The organism is Aeromonas sp. S19(2024) (genome assembly GCF_041402625.1).
Taxonomy (GTDB): domain Bacteria; phylum Pseudomonadota; class Gammaproteobacteria; order Enterobacterales; family Aeromonadaceae; genus Aeromonas; species Aeromonas caviae.
Map to the genome: position 1 here is coordinate 180,517 of NZ_JBGLQU010000005.1, position 18,768 is coordinate 199,284.

The 18,768-nt window shown below is 62.6% G+C and carries 16 protein-coding genes; 11 read left to right on the forward strand and 5 right to left on the reverse strand.

The features are described 5' to 3' along the window. From exeE to exeC, 3 genes are read right to left on the reverse strand one after another with little or no spacing between them, the layout of a single operon-like run. Complete coding sequence (gene exeE, locus ACB037_RS12420) at positions 1 to 1,506, reverse strand: GspE family T2SS ATPase variant ExeE (protein ID WP_041211720.1); 1,506 nt, start codon at positions 1,504 to 1,506, stop codon at positions 1 to 3. Then, positions 1,506 to 3,560, reverse strand: a complete 2,055-nt coding sequence (gene exeD / locus ACB037_RS12425) for a GspD family T2SS secretin variant ExeD (protein ID WP_010675726.1) — start codon at positions 3,558 to 3,560, stop codon at positions 1,506 to 1,508. Before exeD ends, exeE begins: the two co-directional genes overlap by 1 nt. Positions 3,561 to 3,581: 21 nt before the next feature. Next, entirely contained in the window at positions 3,582 to 4,430 is an 849-nt protein-coding gene (gene exeC / locus ACB037_RS12430; protein WP_371175396.1) for a GspC family type II secretion system variant ExeC, read from the reverse strand. Positions 4,431 to 4,646: 216 nt separating this feature from the next. Here exeC and hslR point away from each other — a divergent pair, with 216 nt between their 5' ends. From hslR to ACB037_RS12465, 7 genes are all read left to right on the forward strand, one after another. Next, positions 4,647 to 5,045: a ribosome-associated heat shock protein Hsp15 gene (gene hslR / locus ACB037_RS12435; protein WP_010675728.1), complete on the forward strand. Its 399-nt coding sequence runs from the start codon at positions 4,647 to 4,649 to the stop codon at positions 5,043 to 5,045. A 104-nt stretch (positions 5,046 to 5,149) separates the two neighbouring features. Then, complete coding sequence (hslO, locus tag ACB037_RS12440) at positions 5,150 to 6,034, forward strand: Hsp33 family molecular chaperone HslO (RefSeq protein WP_010675729.1); 885 nt, start codon at positions 5,150 to 5,152, stop codon at positions 6,032 to 6,034. Between the two features lie 149 nt (positions 6,035 to 6,183). Next, complete coding sequence (gene pckA, locus ACB037_RS12445) at positions 6,184 to 7,809, forward strand: phosphoenolpyruvate carboxykinase (ATP) (protein ID WP_010675730.1); 1,626 nt, start codon at positions 6,184 to 6,186, stop codon at positions 7,807 to 7,809. 173 nt (positions 7,810 to 7,982) lie between these two features. Further along, positions 7,983 to 8,648 carry a GntR family transcriptional regulator gene (locus ACB037_RS12450; RefSeq protein ID WP_029314822.1) on the forward strand — a complete coding sequence of 222 codons (666 nt, stop codon included), beginning with the start codon at positions 7,983 to 7,985 and terminating at the stop codon, positions 8,646 to 8,648. A gap of 33 nt (positions 8,649 to 8,681) precedes the next feature. Next, the gene (locus ACB037_RS12455) at positions 8,682 to 10,484 is read left to right on the forward strand and encodes an aminopeptidase P family protein (RefSeq protein ID WP_216987119.1); all 1,803 of its coding nucleotides are present in this window, start codon (positions 8,682 to 8,684) and stop codon (positions 10,482 to 10,484) included. A gap of 137 nt (positions 10,485 to 10,621) precedes the next feature. Then, positions 10,622 to 11,074: an N-acetyltransferase gene (locus tag ACB037_RS12460; protein WP_200164356.1), complete on the forward strand. Its 453-nt coding sequence runs from the start codon at positions 10,622 to 10,624 to the stop codon at positions 11,072 to 11,074. A gap of 131 nt (positions 11,075 to 11,205) precedes the next feature. Beyond that, positions 11,206 to 11,676, forward strand: coding sequence for a glycine zipper 2TM domain-containing protein (locus ACB037_RS12465; RefSeq protein ID WP_010675734.1), 471 nt, complete (start codon positions 11,206 to 11,208; stop codon positions 11,674 to 11,676). A 79-nt stretch (positions 11,677 to 11,755) separates the two neighbouring features. Here the strand turns inward: ACB037_RS12465 and ACB037_RS12470 are convergent, their stop codons facing one another. Further along, complete coding sequence (locus tag ACB037_RS12470; protein ID WP_371175397.1) at positions 11,756 to 12,709, reverse strand: inorganic triphosphatase; 954 nt, start codon at positions 12,707 to 12,709, stop codon at positions 11,756 to 11,758. A 169-nt stretch (positions 12,710 to 12,878) separates the two neighbouring features. Between ACB037_RS12470 and ACB037_RS12475 the strand changes: the two genes are divergently transcribed. Together ACB037_RS12475 and ACB037_RS12480 are read left to right on the forward strand one after the other, a co-directional pair. Continuing rightward, positions 12,879 to 13,559: a TIGR00153 family protein gene (locus ACB037_RS12475; protein WP_010675736.1), complete on the forward strand. Its 681-nt coding sequence runs from the start codon at positions 12,879 to 12,881 to the stop codon at positions 13,557 to 13,559. 25 nt (positions 13,560 to 13,584) lie between these two features. Next, positions 13,585 to 14,850, forward strand: coding sequence for an inorganic phosphate transporter (locus tag ACB037_RS12480; RefSeq protein ID WP_069784272.1), 1,266 nt, complete (start codon positions 13,585 to 13,587; stop codon positions 14,848 to 14,850). Positions 14,851 to 14,952: 102 nt separating this feature from the next. Here ACB037_RS12480 and ACB037_RS12485 read toward each other — a convergent pair whose 3' ends face one another. Then, entirely contained in the window at positions 14,953 to 16,191 is a 1,239-nt protein-coding gene (locus ACB037_RS12485; protein WP_324029477.1) for a multifunctional CCA addition/repair protein, read from the reverse strand. A gap of 229 nt (positions 16,192 to 16,420) precedes the next feature. Between ACB037_RS12485 and ACB037_RS12490 the strand changes: the two genes are divergently transcribed. Together ACB037_RS12490 and exeB are read left to right on the forward strand one after the other, a co-directional pair. Beyond that, entirely contained in the window at positions 16,421 to 18,064 is a 1,644-nt protein-coding gene (locus ACB037_RS12490) for an ExeA family protein (RefSeq protein WP_010675739.1), read from the forward strand. Further along, positions 18,064 to 18,747, forward strand: a complete 684-nt coding sequence (gene exeB, locus ACB037_RS12495; RefSeq protein ID WP_010675740.1) for a GspB family T2SS assembly factor variant ExeB — start codon at positions 18,064 to 18,066, stop codon at positions 18,745 to 18,747. Before ACB037_RS12490 ends, exeB begins: the two co-directional genes overlap by 1 nt. Positions 18,748 to 18,768: the final 21 nt, after the last annotated feature.

Consider the following 18,768-nt stretch of genomic DNA (forward strand, 5'->3'; position numbering starts at 1 on the left):
TCAGTCTTCCCGGGTCACGCGCAGCACCTCTTCGAGGCTGGTCTGCCCCTTGAGCACCTTGTCGATGCCGTCGCGGCGGATGCTGGGGGTGTGACCCCGGATCAGCCGCTCGATGGCGAGCTCGCCGCTGGCGCTGTGGATCGCCTCGCGCACCGCCTCGTCCACCACCACCAGCTCGTGGATGCCGGTCCGGCCGCGATAGCCGGTGTGGTTGCACTGCTCGCAGCCCACCGGACGCCAGATCTGCTGATCCGGCGCAAGCTCGATGCCCATTGCCAGACGCTCCTGCTCGGTGACAGGGTGCGGTGCGCGGCAATCCGGGCAGAGGGTGCGCACCAGCCGCTGGGCCAGTACCGCCAGGAGCGACGAGGAGAGCAGGAAGGGCTCGATCCCCATGTCCCGCATCCGGGTAATGGCGCCGATGGCGGTGTTGGTGTGCAGGGTCGACATCACCAGGTGACCGGTGAGGGATGCCTGCACCGCGATCTGGGCGGTCTCGAGGTCACGGATTTCCCCCACCATCACCACGTCCGGATCCTGGCGCAGAATGGCGCGCAGGCCCCGGGCGAAGGTCATGTCCACCTTGCTGTTGACCTGGGTCTGGCCCACCCCTTCGAGGTCATATTCGATGGGGTCTTCGACGGTCAGGATGTTGCGATCCCGGGAGTTGATCTCCGAGAGGGCCGCATAAAGGGTGGTGGACTTGCCCGAACCGGTCGGGCCCGTCACCAGAATGATGCCGTGGGGCTTGCGAATGAGTTCGCTGATGATGTTGCGGTTGGCCAGCGTCATGCCGAGCTGCTTGAGCTCGAGGCGCACGTTGTTCTTGTCCAGCAGTCGCAGCACCACCCGCTCGCCGTAGCTGGAAGGCATGGTGGAGACCCGCACGTCCACCGCCCGGCCGCCGATGCGCAGTGAGATGCGGCCATCTTGCGGCACCCGCTTCTCGGCGATGTCCATGCGCGACATGACCTTGATGCGCGACACCAGCAGGGAGGCGAGTTTGCGATGGGGGCGCAGGATCTCCCGCAGCACCCCATCGATGCGAAAACGGATCACCAGGGCCCGCTCGAAGGTCTCGATGTGGATGTCGGACGCCTCTTCTTTTATCGCCTCGCTCAACATGGCATTGATGAGGCGAATGATGGGGGCGTCGTCGTCGGCGTCCAGCAGATCCTCGCTCTGAGGCAGCTCTTCAGCCAGGGCAAAGAAGTCCATCTCGTTGCCGAGATCCTCCATCAACTGACGCGCCTCGGAGGAGTCACGCTGATAGTGGGCCATCAGGAGCGTTTCGAACTCGTCGTTGCCAAGCTGCTCCACCGCGAAGGCACAGCCCGCCACCCGTCGCACCTCCAGCAGGGTCTGGGGGGAGATCCCCTGACGACAGAGCAGCACCGGGGCACCCTGGCGCTCGGTCAGGATGGCCCCGAAGTTGCGGGCAAACGCGAACGGCAGTTCCGGCAGGGGAGCCGGCAGCTCGCTGCCATCGAGCTGGTAGGCGGCCATCAGGGCTTGCTCTGCACGAAGGGCTGCTCCTGCACCTGGGCGCGCACGCCGGTGGCGGTCGCCTGCTGCTGGGCCTGCATTCTCTGGATCTGCTGCTGCACCTCGGGGGACATCATCACGTCCTGGCCATAGGCGGGCAGCACCTGGCGAGCCGGCGAGGTGGCATAGCCCTCTTCCGCAGCCCGGCTCAGCTGTTCGGCCCTGAACAGGGTGTACTTGTTGCTGGAGACCCCGGAGTAGACATTGGCGTCACGCAATATGGTCGGGCGGATGAAGACCATCAGGTTGCGCTTGGCGGTGGAGGTCTTGGAGGAACGGAACAGGTAGCCCAGCACCGGAATGTCCCCGAGCAGGGGCACCTTGGAGATCTGCTCCTGGGTCTGTTCGTCCATCAGGCCACCCAGCACCACTGTCTCGCCACTCTTGACCAGCACGGCGTTCTTCACGGTACGGGTATCGAAGGTGGGGCCCAGGTTGGCGGTCCCGGTCGCCTGCTTCTGTGCCACGCTGGAGACCTCCTGCTCGATGTTGAGCAGCACGGAATCTCCTTCGTTGATCTGGGGCGTCACCACCAGCTTGGTCCCCACCGTCTTGCGCTCTATGGTGTTGAACACCTGATCGCTGGTGGTGGAGCTCTGGGAGCCGCTCTGCACCGGCACTTCCTGACCGACGTTGAAGGAGGCCTCCTTGTTGTCCATGGTGACGATGCTCGGGGTGGAGAGGATGTCGTTCTTGCTGTTGGTGGAGAGCGCCGTCACCAGCGCCGCCCAGTCTCCGTGATAGAAGCCTGCCGCCATGCCGCTGAAGCTGCCCGCCAGGGATGACAGGCCGTCGGTGTTGCCGTTGTCTTTGTAATCCTTGGCGGCGATGGCCAGGGAGCCGATGGGCAGACCGGTGTCGGTGAACTGGGTGCCGCCGCCATTGGTGTTGGCCCACTGCACCCCGAGGTTCATGCCGTCACCATCCGATATCTCGACGATGATGGCCTCCACCAGCACCTGGGCACGGCGAATGTCGAGCTTGGCGATGACCTGCTCCAGCTCGGCCATCACGTCCGGCTGGGCGGTGATCACCAGGGCATTGGTGGTCTCGTCGGCGGAGATGGCGAGCTGGCCGCCGCCGATGCTGGCACCGCCCGTGGCCGTGGCAGCCGCCCCGCCCTTCTTGTCGGCGGCGATGCTGGAGCTGACCCCCTTGAGGACGTCCACCAGATCCTTGGCCTTGCCATATTTCAGGTAGAAGACCCGGGTGTTGCCCTGGCTCTGCAGATCCCGGTCGAGCTGGCGCACCATCTGGATGATGCGGGCACGGGCCTTGGGCTCGCCGCTGATGACCACGGAGTTGGTGCGCTCGTCGGCCACCACCTTGGGGGAGAGCAGCAGCGAGGCGTTGGCCCCCTGATTGCTGCCATCCTTGTTGAGGTTGGTCACCAGCCGCACCATCTCGCCGGCGGAGGCGAACTTGAGCTTGATGACGTCCATGTCCTGATCCCCCGCCTTGTCCACCCGGCGAACCACCTCCACCAGGCGGTTGACCACGGCGGCGCGGCCAGTGATGAGCAGCACGTTGGAGGGCTCGTAGTGGACCACGTTGCCGCCGCCGGCGTTGTCGTTGAGCTGACGCAGCAGGGGGGCCAGTTCACGGACCGAGACATTGCGCACCGGCACGACCCGGGTCACCATCTCGTCACCCACGCCGGGGTTGGTGTCATCCACCACGGGGATGGCCGAGGTCTTGGCATCCTTGGAGCGCACCACCTTGAGCACGCCGTTGTTCATGGGCACCACGGCAAAGCCGTAAACGTCGAGCACGCTCAGGAAGAACTGGTAGTACTGATCCTCGTTGAGCAGGTCATAGCTGCGCACGTTGATCTTGCCGCGTACCGATGGCTCTATGATGATGGTTTTGTTCAGGTTCTTGCCGACCGTGTTGATGAACTCCTCGATGTCGGCGTTCTTGAAACTGGCGGAATACTCGGTGGCCCAGGCAGAACCGGCCATCATCAAGGCTGCCGCCATGGTGGCCAGACGCCAGCCCTTCCCTTTATTTGTCATTCTTGGTGCTACTCCAATTCATTATTCTGACAAGCCGACATAGACGTCGTAGAGCTGTCCTTGCCGCTCGACGGTGACGGTCATTTCCGTGGCGCCCGCCACCTGCTGCATCGCCTGCATGGCCTGGGCGTTGTCACGCAGATCCAGGCCGTTGATGCTGACCGCCAGATCGTTGGCGACCAGTCCGAGTTGATTGAACAGTTCCGGATTGCGACCCGGGTTGAGGCGATAGCCGGTCATGCGACCGTCCACCCGGACCGGAGAAATATTGAGGTAATCGGTGATCTTGCCCGGGTTGCCCAGCAGTTCGCTGCGCACGGAGGAGAGTCCCTCCTGGCGGGCCGGTTTGGGCAGGGGCTTGCCATACTCTTCCCCGTCCAGCATCAGGGTCTCGTCACGGCCGTCCCGGGCGATGATGACCCGATCGGCAAACACCTGGCGTATCCTGGCCTGGGTACCGTCGATGTAGTCTCCGATGCCGTAAGAGTTCTGTGTCCCGTTGTGGGCGATGATGGCGATGGACTTGGCGGGATCCGAGCTTGCCAGCACCCCGTTGAGCTGGGCGTTGAGCTGGGTTTTCGGGGCATCCGCCGCCACCGTCTCTGCCGCCTTGTCCGCCTGAGGTTGCAGCGCCTTGCCAAAGAGAGAGAGGCGGCTGAGGTTGCCAAGATCGAGGCGATCGCCGCCACTCCCCTGCGCCGAGGTGACCGAGGGTTGCCAGGGGGTCAGGGGTGCGGGCTGGGCCAGTTCGTACAGGCGCCAGGTGAGCACGGCACACTGCTGGGCCAGCAACAGCAGCAGAAGCCAGAACAGGGGCTGGCTGAAACGGGAGAGTGGCATGGCCTTGCAGCGAGCCAGAAGGGAAGTCAACAAATCATCCCTGAACGGTAGCGTCATCTTTCTCAAAATTGTCTGGCATCCAAGTCGGTTGGCTATTGTGTACGGCAATGGACCCAGAGACAACCGACCGGATGGGACCAAGGGGTGAAAATTCAGTTTCCGTCACACCCGGATGCCCCCTGTTTCTATCCCGGGGCCCGCCTCTGGTATAATCAGGCACCTTTTCAGCCATCCCGGAGCCGATCCATGTCGAATCCAGCACAAAGCAGCACCCAGGTCCGTCTCGACAAGTGGCTGTGGGCCGCCCGCTTTTACAAGACCCGCAGTCTGGCGCGGGATCAGATCGACGGCGGCAAGGTGCACTACAACGGCCAGCGCACCAAGCCGGGCAAGGCGGTCGAGGTCGGCGCCCTGGTGCGATTCTGGCAAGGCCAGGACGAGCGGGAGGTGCGGGTGCTCGAGGTGAGCGAGCAGCGCAAATCCGCCCCGCTGGCCCAGCAACTCTATGAAGAGACAGAGGCCAGCCTGAAGAAACGGGCCGAAAACAGCGAAGCCCGCCGCTTCAACAGCCAGTTTGCCCCAAGCCCGGAGCGCCGACCCGACAAGCAGGAGCGACGCCAGCTTATCCGGGTCAAGCAATCCTAATCCGCGTCTGTGGCCCCTTTATGACGACAGGTGGAGGAATTAGTTCCTAACCACCTGTTTAACAATGTGTTTATTTTTCCCCAAGAACATCCTAGGAAACCATGATGAGTAACCAAGACCTCCTGTATCGCTATCTGTTCGAAGAGTACGAAGTGCGTGGGGAGCTGGTCCAGCTGGATCGTACCTACCGCCACATCATCGACGCCCAGAACTACCCGGTACAGGTGCAGCACCTGCTGGGCGAGCTGCTGGTTGCCACCAGCCTGCTGACCGCCACCCTCAAGTTCGAAGGCTCCATCACGGTGCAGCTGCAGGGGGACGGTCCGGTACGTCTGGCCGTCATCAACGGCGACAACAACCAGCAATTGCGCGGCGTGGCACGCTATGAAGGGGAACTGCCGACGGACGGCAAGCTGCAAAGCCTGATCGGCAACGGCCATCTGGTCATCACCATCACCCCGGATCAGGGAGAGCGCTATCAGGGCATCATCGCCCTGGAGGCCGACACCCTGGCGGCCTGCCTGGAGCACTACTTCGCCCAGTCCGAACAACTGGCCACCCGCCTCTGGATCCGCACCGGCCACCACGAGGGCGAGCCCCGTGCGGCGGGCATCCTGCTGCAGGAGCTGCCGGCCCAGAGCGAGGATCACAGCGAAGATTTCGACCACCTGGTCCAGCTCACCACCACCATCAAGGACGAAGAGCTGTTCGGTCTGGACGCGGAAGAGATCCTCTACCGCCTCTACCACCAGGACAAGGTACGGGTGTTCGATCCCCAGGCCATCGAGTTCCGCTGCACCTGCTCCCGCGCCCGTTGCGAAGGGGCCTTGCTGCAGATAGACAAGGAGGAAGCGGTATCCATGGTGCAGGAGCTCGGCAAGATCGACATGCACTGCGATTACTGCGGCGCCCACTACGAATTCGACGGGATAGACATCGAAACCCTGTTCAGCAGGGCTCCCGGTAATGATGCAAACCAGTTACACTAATCAAAGGCGGGCAAAACCCGCCTTTAACTTAAATAACAAAAAAATACCCTATTTTATAAAGTTTGATGGCGATCGCTAAAAACTACCACCTAGGTGGTAGCATGAACGTCAGATAGAACCCTACACACCTCTGAACCCAGGAGAATACAATGACAATCGTGGTAGAACCCACCCTGGCCCAACAACTGAAGCTGGACCAATACGGTATCAAAAACAGCCAGGAAATCGTTCGCAACCCCTCCTATGAGCAGCTTTTCGCTGAAGAGACCCGCTCAGACCTTGAGGGCTTCGAACGTGGCGTCGTCACCGAGCTTGGCGCCGTCAACGTCAACACCGGCATCTTCACCGGCCGCTCCCCTAAAGATAAATATATCGTCAAAGATGCCACTACCCAGGATACTGTGTGGTGGTCTGACCAGGGTAAAAACGATAACAAGGCGATTACCCCGGAAGTGTGGTCACATCTGAAAGGGCTGGTCACCAAACAGCTCTCCGGCAAGCGTCTGTTCGTGGTGGACGGCTTCTGCGGCGCCAACCCGGACACCCGCCTGGCGGTGCGCATCATCACCGAGGTGGCCTGGCAGGCGCACTTCGTAAAGAACATGTTCATCCGCCCGAGCGAAGAGGAGCTGAAGACCTTCAAACCGGACTTCGTGGTGATGAACGGTGCCAAGTGCACCAACCCGAACTGGAAGGAGCAAGGTCTCAACTCCGAGAACTTCGTCGCCTTCAACATGACCGAGAAGATGCAACTCATCGGCGGCACCTGGTACGGTGGCGAGATGAAGAAGGGCATGTTCTCCATGATGAACTACTTCCTTCCCCTGCGCGGCATCGCCTCCATGCACTGCTCCGCCAACGTGGGCAAGGATGGGGACGTGGCCATCTTCTTCGGCCTCTCCGGCACCGGCAAGACCACTCTCTCCACCGATCCCAAGCGTCAGCTGATCGGTGATGACGAGCACGGCTGGGATGATCACGGCGTGTTCAACTTCGAAGGGGGCTGCTACGCCAAGACCATCAAGCTCTCCGAAGAGGCCGAGCCGGACATCTACCACGCCATCCGCCGCGATGCGCTGCTGGAGAACGTGACCGTGGCCGCCGATGGCACCATCGACTTCGACGACGGTTCCCGCACCGAGAATACCCGGGTCTCCTACCCCATCTATCACATCGACAACATCGTCAAGCCGGTCTCCAAGGCGGGTCACGCCACCAAGGTGATCTTCCTGACCGCAGACGCCTTCGGTGTGCTGCCCCCGGTCGCCAAGCTGACCAAGGAGCAGACCAAGTACCACTTCCTGTCCGGCTTTACCGCCAAGCTGGCCGGTACCGAGCGCGGCATCACAGAGCCGACCCCGACCTTCTCCTCCTGCTTCGGCGCGGCTTTCCTCAGCCTGCACCCGACCAAGTACGGCCAGGAGCTGGTGAAACGGATGGAAGCGGCAGGGGCTGAAGCCTATCTGGTCAACACCGGCTGGAACGGCACCGGCAAGCGGATCTCCATCAAGGATACCCGTGGCATCATCGACGCCATCCTGGATGGTTCCATCGAGAAGGCGCCGACCAAGGTACTGCCGGTGTTCAACCTGGAAGTGCCGACCGAGCTGCCGGGCGTCAACCCCGCCATCCTGGATCCGCGAGACACTTACGCCGACCAGGCCGAGTGGGATGCCAAGGCGGCCGATCTGGCCGGGCGCTTCATCAAGAACTTCGAGCGCTTCACCGACAACGACGAAGGCAAACGCCTGGTCGCGGCGGGCCCGCAGTTGTAAGAAACGCGCCTCGCGTCTCACAATCCCGTACCGGTCAGCCCTGCTGGCCGGTATTTTTTTGGCCGATGCGCGGCATATGGCTCCCGCCAAGCCTTGCCTTGACGGCCCTTGCGCGTTAGATTCAGCCAAACTTTATACAATATACAATTTTGCAACCTGCCCGTGACCCCAGCATGACCCCACCTTACAAGACCCGAACCCAGATGGTGATGGAGAACCTCCGCGGCCGGATATTGCGTGGCGAGTTTGCTGCGGGCGCCCCCCTGCGCCAGGACGCCATCGCCAAGGAGCTGGCGGTAAGCCGCATCCCGGTGCGGGAAGCCCTGATGCAACTGGAAGCTCAGGGGCTGGTGAAGTTCGAGGCCCATCGCGGCGCCGTGGTGACCATGCTGGATGCCTCGGCCATCGAGGAGCTCTTTTATTTGCGGGCACTGCTCGAAGCCGATACCCTGTTCCACGCCGTCGACCTGATGACGGAGGAGACCTTCGCCCAGGCGCAAGCCATCCTCGCCCAGTTTGATCTGGCGCTGGAGTCTGGCACCCAGATCGAACACTGGGCCGAGTTGAATCACCGCTTTCACGCCACCCTTTACCAGGCAGCCAATCGCCCCCAGGCACTGGAACTGATCGCCCAGATCAATCTGAGCTGCGACCGCTATGTGCGTTTCGAACTGCTGTTCGCCCAGGGCGGCGTGGACAAGGCCGAGCGGGAGCACGCCCGACTCCTTGAACTGTGCCGCGCCCGGCGCAAGCACGAAGCAGTGGTACTGCTCAAGCAACACATCGAGGCGGCAGGCCAATCGATCAGACAGATCCTGGCAAGCGGCCACCATCAATGAACACTCACATCACCACAAGCTGGCAATAACGACATGAACCATTTCGAGATTATTGAAACCCGCGTCGCCCAGGTCAGGGCCACACTGGCCACGCTGGAGCTGGACGCCTTCATCGTTCCCCACGACGACGAGCATCTGGGGGAGTACATTCCCGCCTATGCCGAGCGGCTGGACTGGATCACGGGTTTCAACGGCTCCGCCGGGCTCGCCATCATCCTGGCGCATCGGGCGGCCCTGTTCATCGACGGTCGTTATACCGTGCAGGCCCGCATGCAGGCGCCGGCCGAGCTGTTCGAGTTTCTCCACCTCAATGAAGACCCCCACGTGCAGTGGCTGGCGGAGCAGTTGCCCTCAGGCTCCCGGGTCGGCTTCGATGCCCGCCTGCACAGCCTGGCCTGGTATCAGAACGCCAACGCCGTGCTGGCCGATCACGGCATCGAGCTGGTGCGCATCGACGAGAACCCCATCGATCTGCACTGGAGCGATCGTCCCGCTCCGACCAAGAGCCCTGTCATCCTCTACAGCGAGGAGCTGGCGGGCCAGTCCAGCCAGGCCAAGCGCGAAATGCTGGCCAGCGATCTGCGCAAGCGCGGGCTGGATGCGGTGTTGCTGACCCAGGCCGAGCCCATCAACTGGCTGCTCAACCTGCGTGGTCGCGACGTGGAACGCCTGCCGGTGGTGCTGGGCTTTGCGGTGCTCTACGCCAACGCCACCATGGATTTCTTCGTCGATACCGACAAGATCGACTGCTTCGCCTTCAGCCAGCACGTGGGGCAGGATGTCTCCGTCTACCCCATCGACAAGCTGGGTGACGTGTTGCAGCGCATCGGCGAGGATCAGCAGAAGGTGCTGGCCGACCCCAACACCGCCAACGCCTGGACCCAGCTCGTGATGGAAGAGGCGGGCGCCATTCTGGTGGCCGGCCAGGATCCCACCATGCTGCCCAAGGCGTGCAAGAACCCCGTGGAGCTGGCCGGCATGCGTGCCGCCCACCTGCGCGACGGCGTTGCCGTCACCCGCTTCCTGGCCTGGCTGGATCGCCTGATCGCCAGCGGCGAGTTCGACGGTGTGGACGAAGGCACCCTGGCCGACCAGCTGGAAGCCTTCCGCCACGAGCAGGAGCACTATGTGGAGCCGAGCTTCGACACCATCTCGGCACTCGGCCCCAACGCCGCCATGTGCCACTACCGCCACACCAACGGTACCCCGCGCGCCTTCGGCCAGGACAGCATCTATCTGGTGGACTCCGGCGCCCAGTACCTGGACGGCACCACCGACATCACTCGCACCGTCAAAGTGGGTGAGGTGACCGACGAGCACAGGGCCATGTTTACCCGGGTGCTGCAGGGTCATATTGCCCTGGATCAGGCCCGCTTCCCCCGTGGCACTGCCGGCATCCAGCTCGACGTGCTGGCCCGCATGCCCCTGTGGCAGGCCGGTTACAACTACGACCATGGCACCGGCCACGGGGTCGGCCACTTCCTCAGCGTGCACGAAGGTCCGCAGCGCATCGCCCCCAAGGGCAGCCTGGTGGCCCTGCAACCGGGCATGGTGCTCTCCAACGAGCCGGGCTACTACCGGGAAGATGCCTTCGGCATCCGCTGTGAAAACCTGGTGGTGGTGACCGAACAGGAGGCCCGTGGCGAGCTGCCGATGCTGGGCTTCGAGCGACTGACCTATGTGCCATTCGACATCCGCCTCATCGATCGCAGCCTGCTGAGCCCGGCGGAGTTCCGCTGGATCAACGAATACCATGCGGAGGTCTACCGCCGTCTGAGTCCGCTGCTGGAGGGCGAGGATCTCGCCTGGCTGGAGCAGGCAACCAGCCTCCTCTGATGACACAGGGCCTGCGGGCCCTGTTTCTTTATCTGCGGCATGCCACAAATGCCCCCCTTGCATCGACTCCCCGCCCCTTCTACCCTGTGCCTCCTTTTTGGCTGCCCCGCAGCAGAGACCCGATGAGAGGAGCCCCGATGCACTCGTCCCCCGTATTGCGCCTTGCCACCCATACCGACATGCACGCCATCTGGCAGATAGATGCCGATGTCTTCGGCGAGGATGTCTACCCCGGTTTCTTCTTTCGCCAGGCCATGGATCTGTGGCCGGAACTGCTGGTCGTCGCGGAGCGGGAAGACCGGCTGCTGGGCTATGCCCTCGGGGGGCTTGGTCAGGATCGGTCGCAGGGCTGGCTGCTCTCCCTCGCGGTACGCCCCGAAGCGCGCGGCTTCGGCCTAGCCGAGCAAATGATGTTGCAGGTGGAGCAGGGACTGCTGAAACTGGAAGTTGAGCGGGTCAGACTGACCGTTGATCCCGCCAATCCGGCCCAGCGCCTCTACTTCAGGCTGGGTTATCAGCAGTTGGCAGAAGAGAGAGGCTACTTCGGGCCGGGCGAGGATCGCCTGCTGCTGGAAAAAGCCCTGACCTGACCATCCACCACCGGCACGGGAGCCTTCCGGCCACATAATTGGTTACACTTTGCGGGTTTAATGCGCAATCTGGTTGGCGTAAAGTGCAATTCATCACCAGATTAATCCGATGCCCGCCCAGGAGGCCCATCATGTTCAAACGTATTGCTCTCGTCACCCTGCTGGCGGCCACCACCGCCATCACCGGCTGTGCCAACAGCGACGTCTACTCCGGCGATGTCTACACCAAGGATCGCGCCAAGCAGGTACAGACCGTCAGCTATGGCACCATCCTCTCCACCCGCCCCGTCAAGATCCAGGCCGATGAGAACTCCCTGATCGGCACCATTGGCGGTGCCGTGGTCGGCGGCCTGCTCGGCAGCACCATAGGCGGCGGTCGTGGCAGTGACATCGCGGCGGCCGGTGGCGCCATTGCGGGTGCGGCGGCCGGCAAGGCGGCAGGGGACAAACTCAACCAGGTTGACGGGGTCGAGCTCGAGATCAAGAAAGAGAACGGCGAATCCATCGTGGTGGTACAAAAGGCCAGCCCCACCTTTGTGCCTGGTGCCCGGGTCCGCATGACCCAGGGCAACGGCACCATCAACGTGGCCGTGGTGAACTAATAGCGCCGCTCAAGGTGCACAATGCCATAAAAAAAGGTGAGCCCGGGCTCACCTTTTTGCGCTCTGCACCACTGAGGATTCACTCCCCCAGATGCAGCCAGGCCGCGATGGACAACTGCAGGCCCACCAGGTCGGCATGGTGGAACAGGGCATGCAATGATGCACGATCCCCGGCCACCTGCATCATCAGACGCTGTTGCGCCTGCAGGCCGGCCAGCCAGGAGGGGGGCACCGTCAGCGTGCCTGCCGCCTCGGCAACCAGGGATACCCCCTCGAGCAGGGCATGCAGCGCCCGTTGTTGTTCGCCAGCATCGTCACTCTCGAGCCAGAGCTGCTCATGATACTGCCAGTGCTGCATACCCAGGGTAATGCTGGCCTTCTGATCTTTGCCCTCAATCCTTTGCAGGGGCTGCACGGCCAGTCGCTTGCCAAGCCCAGCCAGCCTGTATCCGCGCTGCGCCTTGGACTGGGTACCCAGCCGCAATCCTCCCAGCGCCGCCAGCTTGCTCGCCAGGGTGAACAGGGCGCGGGCATCACCGGATTTCAGCTCCAGCTCCAGCTCGTCGATCCCGGTACGCCCCAGGGCACCGGCAATCTCCCCCTGATCCCAGGCCAGCTCGATCTCGGCATCCCCGAATGCGATCAGCCAGTGGCGGCGCAGGAAATCGGTGCTGAACTGGGCCACCAGACGGCTCTGGAGTTCATCGCGCACTGCCAGACTCGGCCAGATATCGGCAGGAAAGGCAGACAGGGTCGGAATGGTTCCCTCTACCGGGGTGTTGTACTCGGGTCTGGCGTGCAATCCGCCCACGACCTGCCCCCGGCACTTGATGGTCTGCTCGGAAAAATCATCGCTGCGACGAATGCGCAACCCCATCTCGAGCCCACGCAAACCCAGATCGGGCGTGTCGAAATAGACGTTGCCAAGAGCGGCTTGATTGGAAGAGATAATCTCTAGTGAATTCAGAAGTTTGGAGAGGGATTCTTGAATATTGCTGGTGACGAAAAACTTTATCTCGATCTCAGTTTGCATAGTCATTCCGGGCTGGCGGGCAACTTTGGGGGGCATGTTCAGGGTCGTGAGGATATAATGCCAGCGACAGTTCACGATTAATTCACGGTTTTATTGATGGCACAGTTCGGTTACCATGCGCCCCTCATAAAATCGTATCGAGTGTTTTTTCACCGACACAGGTTTGGCCATGCCAGTAAATACTATTTTGGGTCTTTTTGCCAAGTCCCCCATCAAGCCGCTGCAGAAGCATATCGTCAAGGTTCACGTGTGCTGCGAACAGCTCATTCCCTTCTTTGATGCCGTCGCTGAAGACCGCTGGGAAGATGCCGAGAAGATCCGGCAACAGATCGCCCAGCTGGAAAAAGAAGCGGACATCCTCAAGCGCGAAATCCGCTTGAAACTCCCCCGCGGCCTGTTCCTGCCGGTCGCCCGTACCGATCTGCTGGAGCTCTTGACCCAGCAAGACAAGATTGCCAACCGTGCCAAGGATATTTCCGGTCGCATGCTTGGCCGCAAGATGGAATTCCCCACCGAGATGCGCGCCGATTTCATGGCCTATCTCAAACGCTGTATCGATGCGACCGCCCAAGCCGAAAAAGCCATCGGAGAACTCGATGAGCTGCTCGAAACCGGCTTTAAAGGACGTGAAGTTGAAATGGTTGCCGAGATGATCCACCAGCTGGATCTCATCGAGGACGATACTGACACCATGCAGATCGGGCTGCGCCAACAGCTGCAAGCCGTTGAGCACAAATACAATCCGATCGACGTTATGTTCCTCTACAAGATCCTCGAATGGGTAGGTGACCTGGCTGATCAGGCAGAGCGCGTTGGCGCCCGTCTGGAATTGATGCTGGCTCGTTCGTAATCGACTGACTGGGTAAACACTACTAATGGACATTATCGCGAATTACGGCACCACCCTGGTGCTCGTGGCGGCCTTGTTCGGCTTTTTGATGGCCTGGGGCATTGGTGCGAACGACGTCGCCAATGCCATGGGCACATCGGTCGGCACCAAGTCCCTGACCATCCGTCAGGCGATCATCATCGCCATGATCTTTGAATTTGCCGGTGCCTATCTGGCCGGTGGCGAAGTGACGGCAACCATCCGCAGCGGCATCATCGACAGCAACGCCTTTGCCGACACGCCGGATCTGCTGGTGCTCGGCATGATCGCCTCCCTGCTGGCTGCGGGTCTGTGGCTGATCCTGGCCTCCTATTTCGGCTGGCCCGTCTCCACCACCCACTCCATCATCGGCGCCATCGTGGGCTTCGCCGTGGTGAGCATCGGTCCGGAAGCGGTACAGTGGAACAAGTTTGGCGGCATCGTCGGCTCCTGGATCATCACGCCGGCCATCTCGGGCATCATCGCCTACTTCATGTTCATCAGCGTGCAGAAGCTCATCTTCAACACGGACAATCCCCTGGACAACGCCAAGCGCTATGTCCCCTTCTACATGTTCCTGACGTCCCTGGTCATCTGCCTGGTGACCATCAAGAAGGGGCTGACCCACGTCGGTCTGCACCTGAGCAATGGCGAAGGCGCGCTGCTCTCCGTCGCCATCTCCATCGCGGTGGCGTTTGCTGGCTGGATCTATATCCGCGGCCAGCAGTACAACCCGAAAGATGACAGCAAGATGCACTTCGCCAACGTGGAGAAGGTGTTTGGCATCCTGATGATCATCACCGCCTGCGCCATGGCCTTCGCCCACGGCTCCAACGACGTGGCCAACGCCATCGGTCCGCTCTCTGCAGTCGCCTCCATCGTGGCGGCCGGCGGCGAGATCGGCGGCAGCTCCCACATCGCCTGGTGGATCCTGCCCCTTGGCGGCATCGGCATCGTCATCGGTCTGGCCACCATGGGCGAGAAGGTGATGGCGACCGTCGGCACCGGCATCACCCACCTGACCCCGAGCCGTGGCTTCGCGGCCCAGCTGGCCACCGCAGCCACCGTGGTGATCGCTTCCGGCACCGGTCTGCCCATCTCCACCACCCAGACCCTGGTCGGTGCCGTCATGGGCGTCGGTCTGGCACGGGGCATCGCGGCCCTGAACCTGGGCGTGCTGCGCAACATAGTGGTCTCCTGGGTCATCACCCTGCCCGCGGGCGCCATCCTGGCCATCGCCATCTTCTACGTGTTGCAGGCCTGCTTCTCCTGAGCAGCCCACGCCGCACGACAAAAAGCCCGGGTCATTGACCCGGGCTTTTTTTATGCTTCGCCCATATCACGCCGTCGATTGAGTGTCGATCGGCTGCGGCGTTTACTCCTCGATAAAGGTCCACTCGTCGCGCACCCGGCTGATGGCATCGAGCCGCCGCTTGGCAAGCTGCTCGCGGATTGCCTCCCCTTTGAAGCCGGCCGCCACTATCTCCTTGACCGGCACAGACTGCGCCGCCTCCAGGGCCTGAGCGACATAGTCCGGCTGACTGTAGACCTTCTCTTCGAAGCCGGTACGACCGTGGAAGTCGGCGCGACAGGCATCGAGCAGCTGGGCAAAGCGCTCCGGTCTGCGCCAGGCATCGGCCTTGTCGAATACCTTGAGCAGGGTCGCGGGCTTGAGCTCGAAGGCTATGTGGATATGGGTGTGCAGGTCGCTCACCAGCAGTGCTAGATCGCGACACTCGTTCGGCACCCGGAAGCGCTCGCAAAAATCGCGAATGAGCGGCAATCCCTTCTGACCATGGCCGTGATGGCTCGGCCAGAAGGCGGGCGGGGTCAGCCCCTTGCCAAAGTCGTGGCAGAGGGACGCGAAGCGCACGGTCAGTTCGGGGGAGAGACGACATGCCTGCGCCAGCACCATCATGGTGTGGATGCCGGTGTCGATCTCCGGGTGCCATCTGGCAGGGCCCGGCACACCGAACAGGGCATCGAGCTCGGGGAAGAGCGCCTTGAGTGCGCCGCATTCGCGCAGCACCTCGAAGAAGATCTGGGGTGCCGGCCCCAGCAGCACTTTTTCCAGCTCCTTCCAGACCCGCTCCGGGGTCAGGTGGGCCAGCTCCCCAGCCTCCGTCATCTCGCGCATCAGCCCCAGCGTCTCGGGGGCCACCACGAACCCCTGGGCATGAAAACGGGCGGCGAAGCGCGCCACCCGCAGGATGCGCAGGGGATCCTCGGCAAAGGCCGGCGAGACATGGCGCAGCAACCGCGCCTCCAGATCCTGCACGCCGCCGTAGGGATCGTGCAGTTGCCCGTCCTCATCTTCGGCGATGGCGTTGATGGTGAGATCCCGACGCAGCAGATCCTGCTCCAGCGTCACCTCGGGGGCGGCATGGCAGACGAAGCCGGTGTAACCCTGCCCCTGCTTGCGCTCGGTGCGCGCCAGGGCGTACTCCTGCTGGGTTTTCGGGTGAAGAAAGACTGGAAAGTCTCGGCCCACCTGGGTGAATCCGAGACCCAGCATCTGCTCCACCGTGGCGCCGACCACCAGGTGATCCCTGTCACCCTGGGGCAGTCCCAACAGGCGATCCCGTACCGCCCCTCCTACCAGATAAATCTGCACGCGCACTCTCCCTCGATAAACTTGCCCCGATGATACCGCTTTTGGCCAAGAGAGACGATGTGCCCCCACCGCACCGGGCTCGTCATCACTCGGCCGGGCGGCCGCTTTCCGTCATCGTCCTGGGTGAGTCAGCCTGTGGTTCGAGCCAGCTCCCCTTATGGTATCCGGGTCTTTGACATCCCTTTTGGGAGGCTTTAACCTGCCGCCCATAACAATGGAATGGATCCTTATGTACACACAGTTCTTCGGTCTGTCGGAGCCCCCGTTCTCCATCTCGCCCAACCCCAAATACCTCTATATGAGCGAGCGTCACGGGGAGGCCCTCGCCCACCTCAACTACGGGTTGCAGGACGGTGGCGGCTTCGTGCTGCTGACCGGGGAAGTGGGTACGGGAAAGACCACCGTCTCCCGCTGTCTGCTGCAGCAATTGCCCGCCGACACCGAGATCGCCTACATCCTCAATCCCTCTCTGACCGAGCGGGATCTGCTGGCCGCCATCTGCGACGAATTCCAGTTGCCCTACGGCGAAGAGGCCAGCCTCAAGCAATTGTTCGACCTTATCCGGGATCATCTGCTGGCGAATCTGGCGGCAGGCAAGCGCAGCGTGGTGCTGGTGGATGAAGCCCAGCACCTGCTGCCCGGCGTGCTGGAGCAGTTGCGACTGCTCACCAATCTGGAGACAGACGAGAAGAAACTGCTGCAGGTGGTGCTCATCGGCCAGCCCGAGCTGCAACAGATGCTGCGCCAGCCCCTGCTGCGCCAGCTGGCGCAGCGGATCACCGCCCGCTATCACCTGCTGCCGCTGTCGCGCCAGGATGTGGATGCCTATGTCCGCTTCCGGTTGCAGGTGGCAGGCTGCGTCCAGCCCATCTTCACCCCCAGGGCCATCCAGACCCTGCATCGCCTCTCCGGGGGCATTCCCCGCCTCATCAACCTCATCTGCGACCGCGCCCTCATCGCCGCCTTCGCCCGTGGCAGCCACAAGATAGTGCACGGGGACATCAGCCAGTCCGCGTATGAGGTGAGCGGTATTCGCGACGAGGGGAGCTGGCAATCCGGCCTCACGGTCGCCCTGGTGGGCGCCCTGCTGGTCGCCACCGGCTGGTGGGGCTGGCAATTCTTCGGATTCTTCCCAGCCCGCCCCCTGGTCAAGGTCGAGGTACCGGTCAAGGTGGATGACACGCCGGAGCAGCAGGCCCAGCTGACCCGCGCCATCAATCAGGCGCTGGAGCCGGACGTCGCCATGCAGAATCTCTACAAGGTATGGGGCTACCAGGCCGAGCTGGAGGAGGCAACCTGCGACAATGCTCCCCGTGCGGGCCTGCGCTGCCAGGAGGGAGAAGCCTCCCTGGCGCAATTGCAGGCGCTGCAATACCCGGCCCTCATCAGTCTCACCGACGAGACCGGCGGCCTCTATTACGCCACCCTGGTCAGCCTGGGGGCGGACAAGGCTTCCCTGCTCATCGGCAACCAGAGCTGGCAGGTGGACAGGCAGTGGCTCTCCGACGCCTGGGGCGGCAGCTACACCCTGCTCTGGCGCATGCCCAGGGGCAACGTGCCCCTGATAGCGAGCAATGCCGGGGCTGCCCAGGTGCAGTGGCTGGACAACGCCCTTAGCCGCGCCATGCAGCAACCCGATCGCAAGGTGAGTCGATTCGATGCCACCCTCAAGAACAAGCTGCAACAGTTCCAGCGCGAGCAGGGACTGACCCCGGACGGCATCGCCGGCAGTAACACCCTGCTGCGGCTGAATGTGGCCTCCGGCGAACCCATGCCCAGGCTGGAGGATGAATCCCTGCGAGCCAGTACGCCGGTCGATCTCGACAGCGTGGCGGATGATGAGACGGATCCCATGGTCGAGGAGGCCTCCTGATGTCCACCCTGCTCAAGGCCCTGCGCCGGGCCGACCAGCCCCAGTTCACCCCCCATATGCCGCTCATGGGTCTGCCCGTGAGCCAGGAAGAGGAGCCCAACCGCCGCTGGATCTGGTGGGCCCTGGTGCCCCTTGCCCTGGTGATGGGCGCCGCCGCCAACTATGGCTGGCACCTCTATCACCTCAAACCCGTGGAACAGCAGGTCGAAGTGAAGGAAGTGGTGACTCCCCCCTTCGTACGGGTCGAACCCAGGCCCATGATCACCCGGCCGCTGCCGCCCCCCCTGCCGGAGCCCGTGGTCGCTCCAAGACCTGCCGCAACCCCGGCTGCGACTACCGCAAACCAGGGGGGACAGAGTCTGGCAGAACGGCTGATGGCCGCCCTCAACAACACGCCGCTGGTGGAAGAGAGTGCGCCCCAGGCTCAGGTCCAGACCAGTGCCATCCCCCTCGGCGCCCTGGCTCCGGCCCTGAAACAGCAGGTACCGTCCCTGACCTATGGTGCCCACAACTACTCCTCCGACCCTGCCAAGCGGGCCGTCGTGCTCAATGGACGGGAGTGGCGCGAGGGCAATGAGATCGCCCCCGGTGTCATCCTGGCAGCCATCGCCCAGGACTACATCGTCCTGCAGGTCGGCGGCCAGTATGCCAGCCTCAAGGCGCTGCAAGACTGGCGCGGCTGATCTGCCGGCATCCAGTGGCCC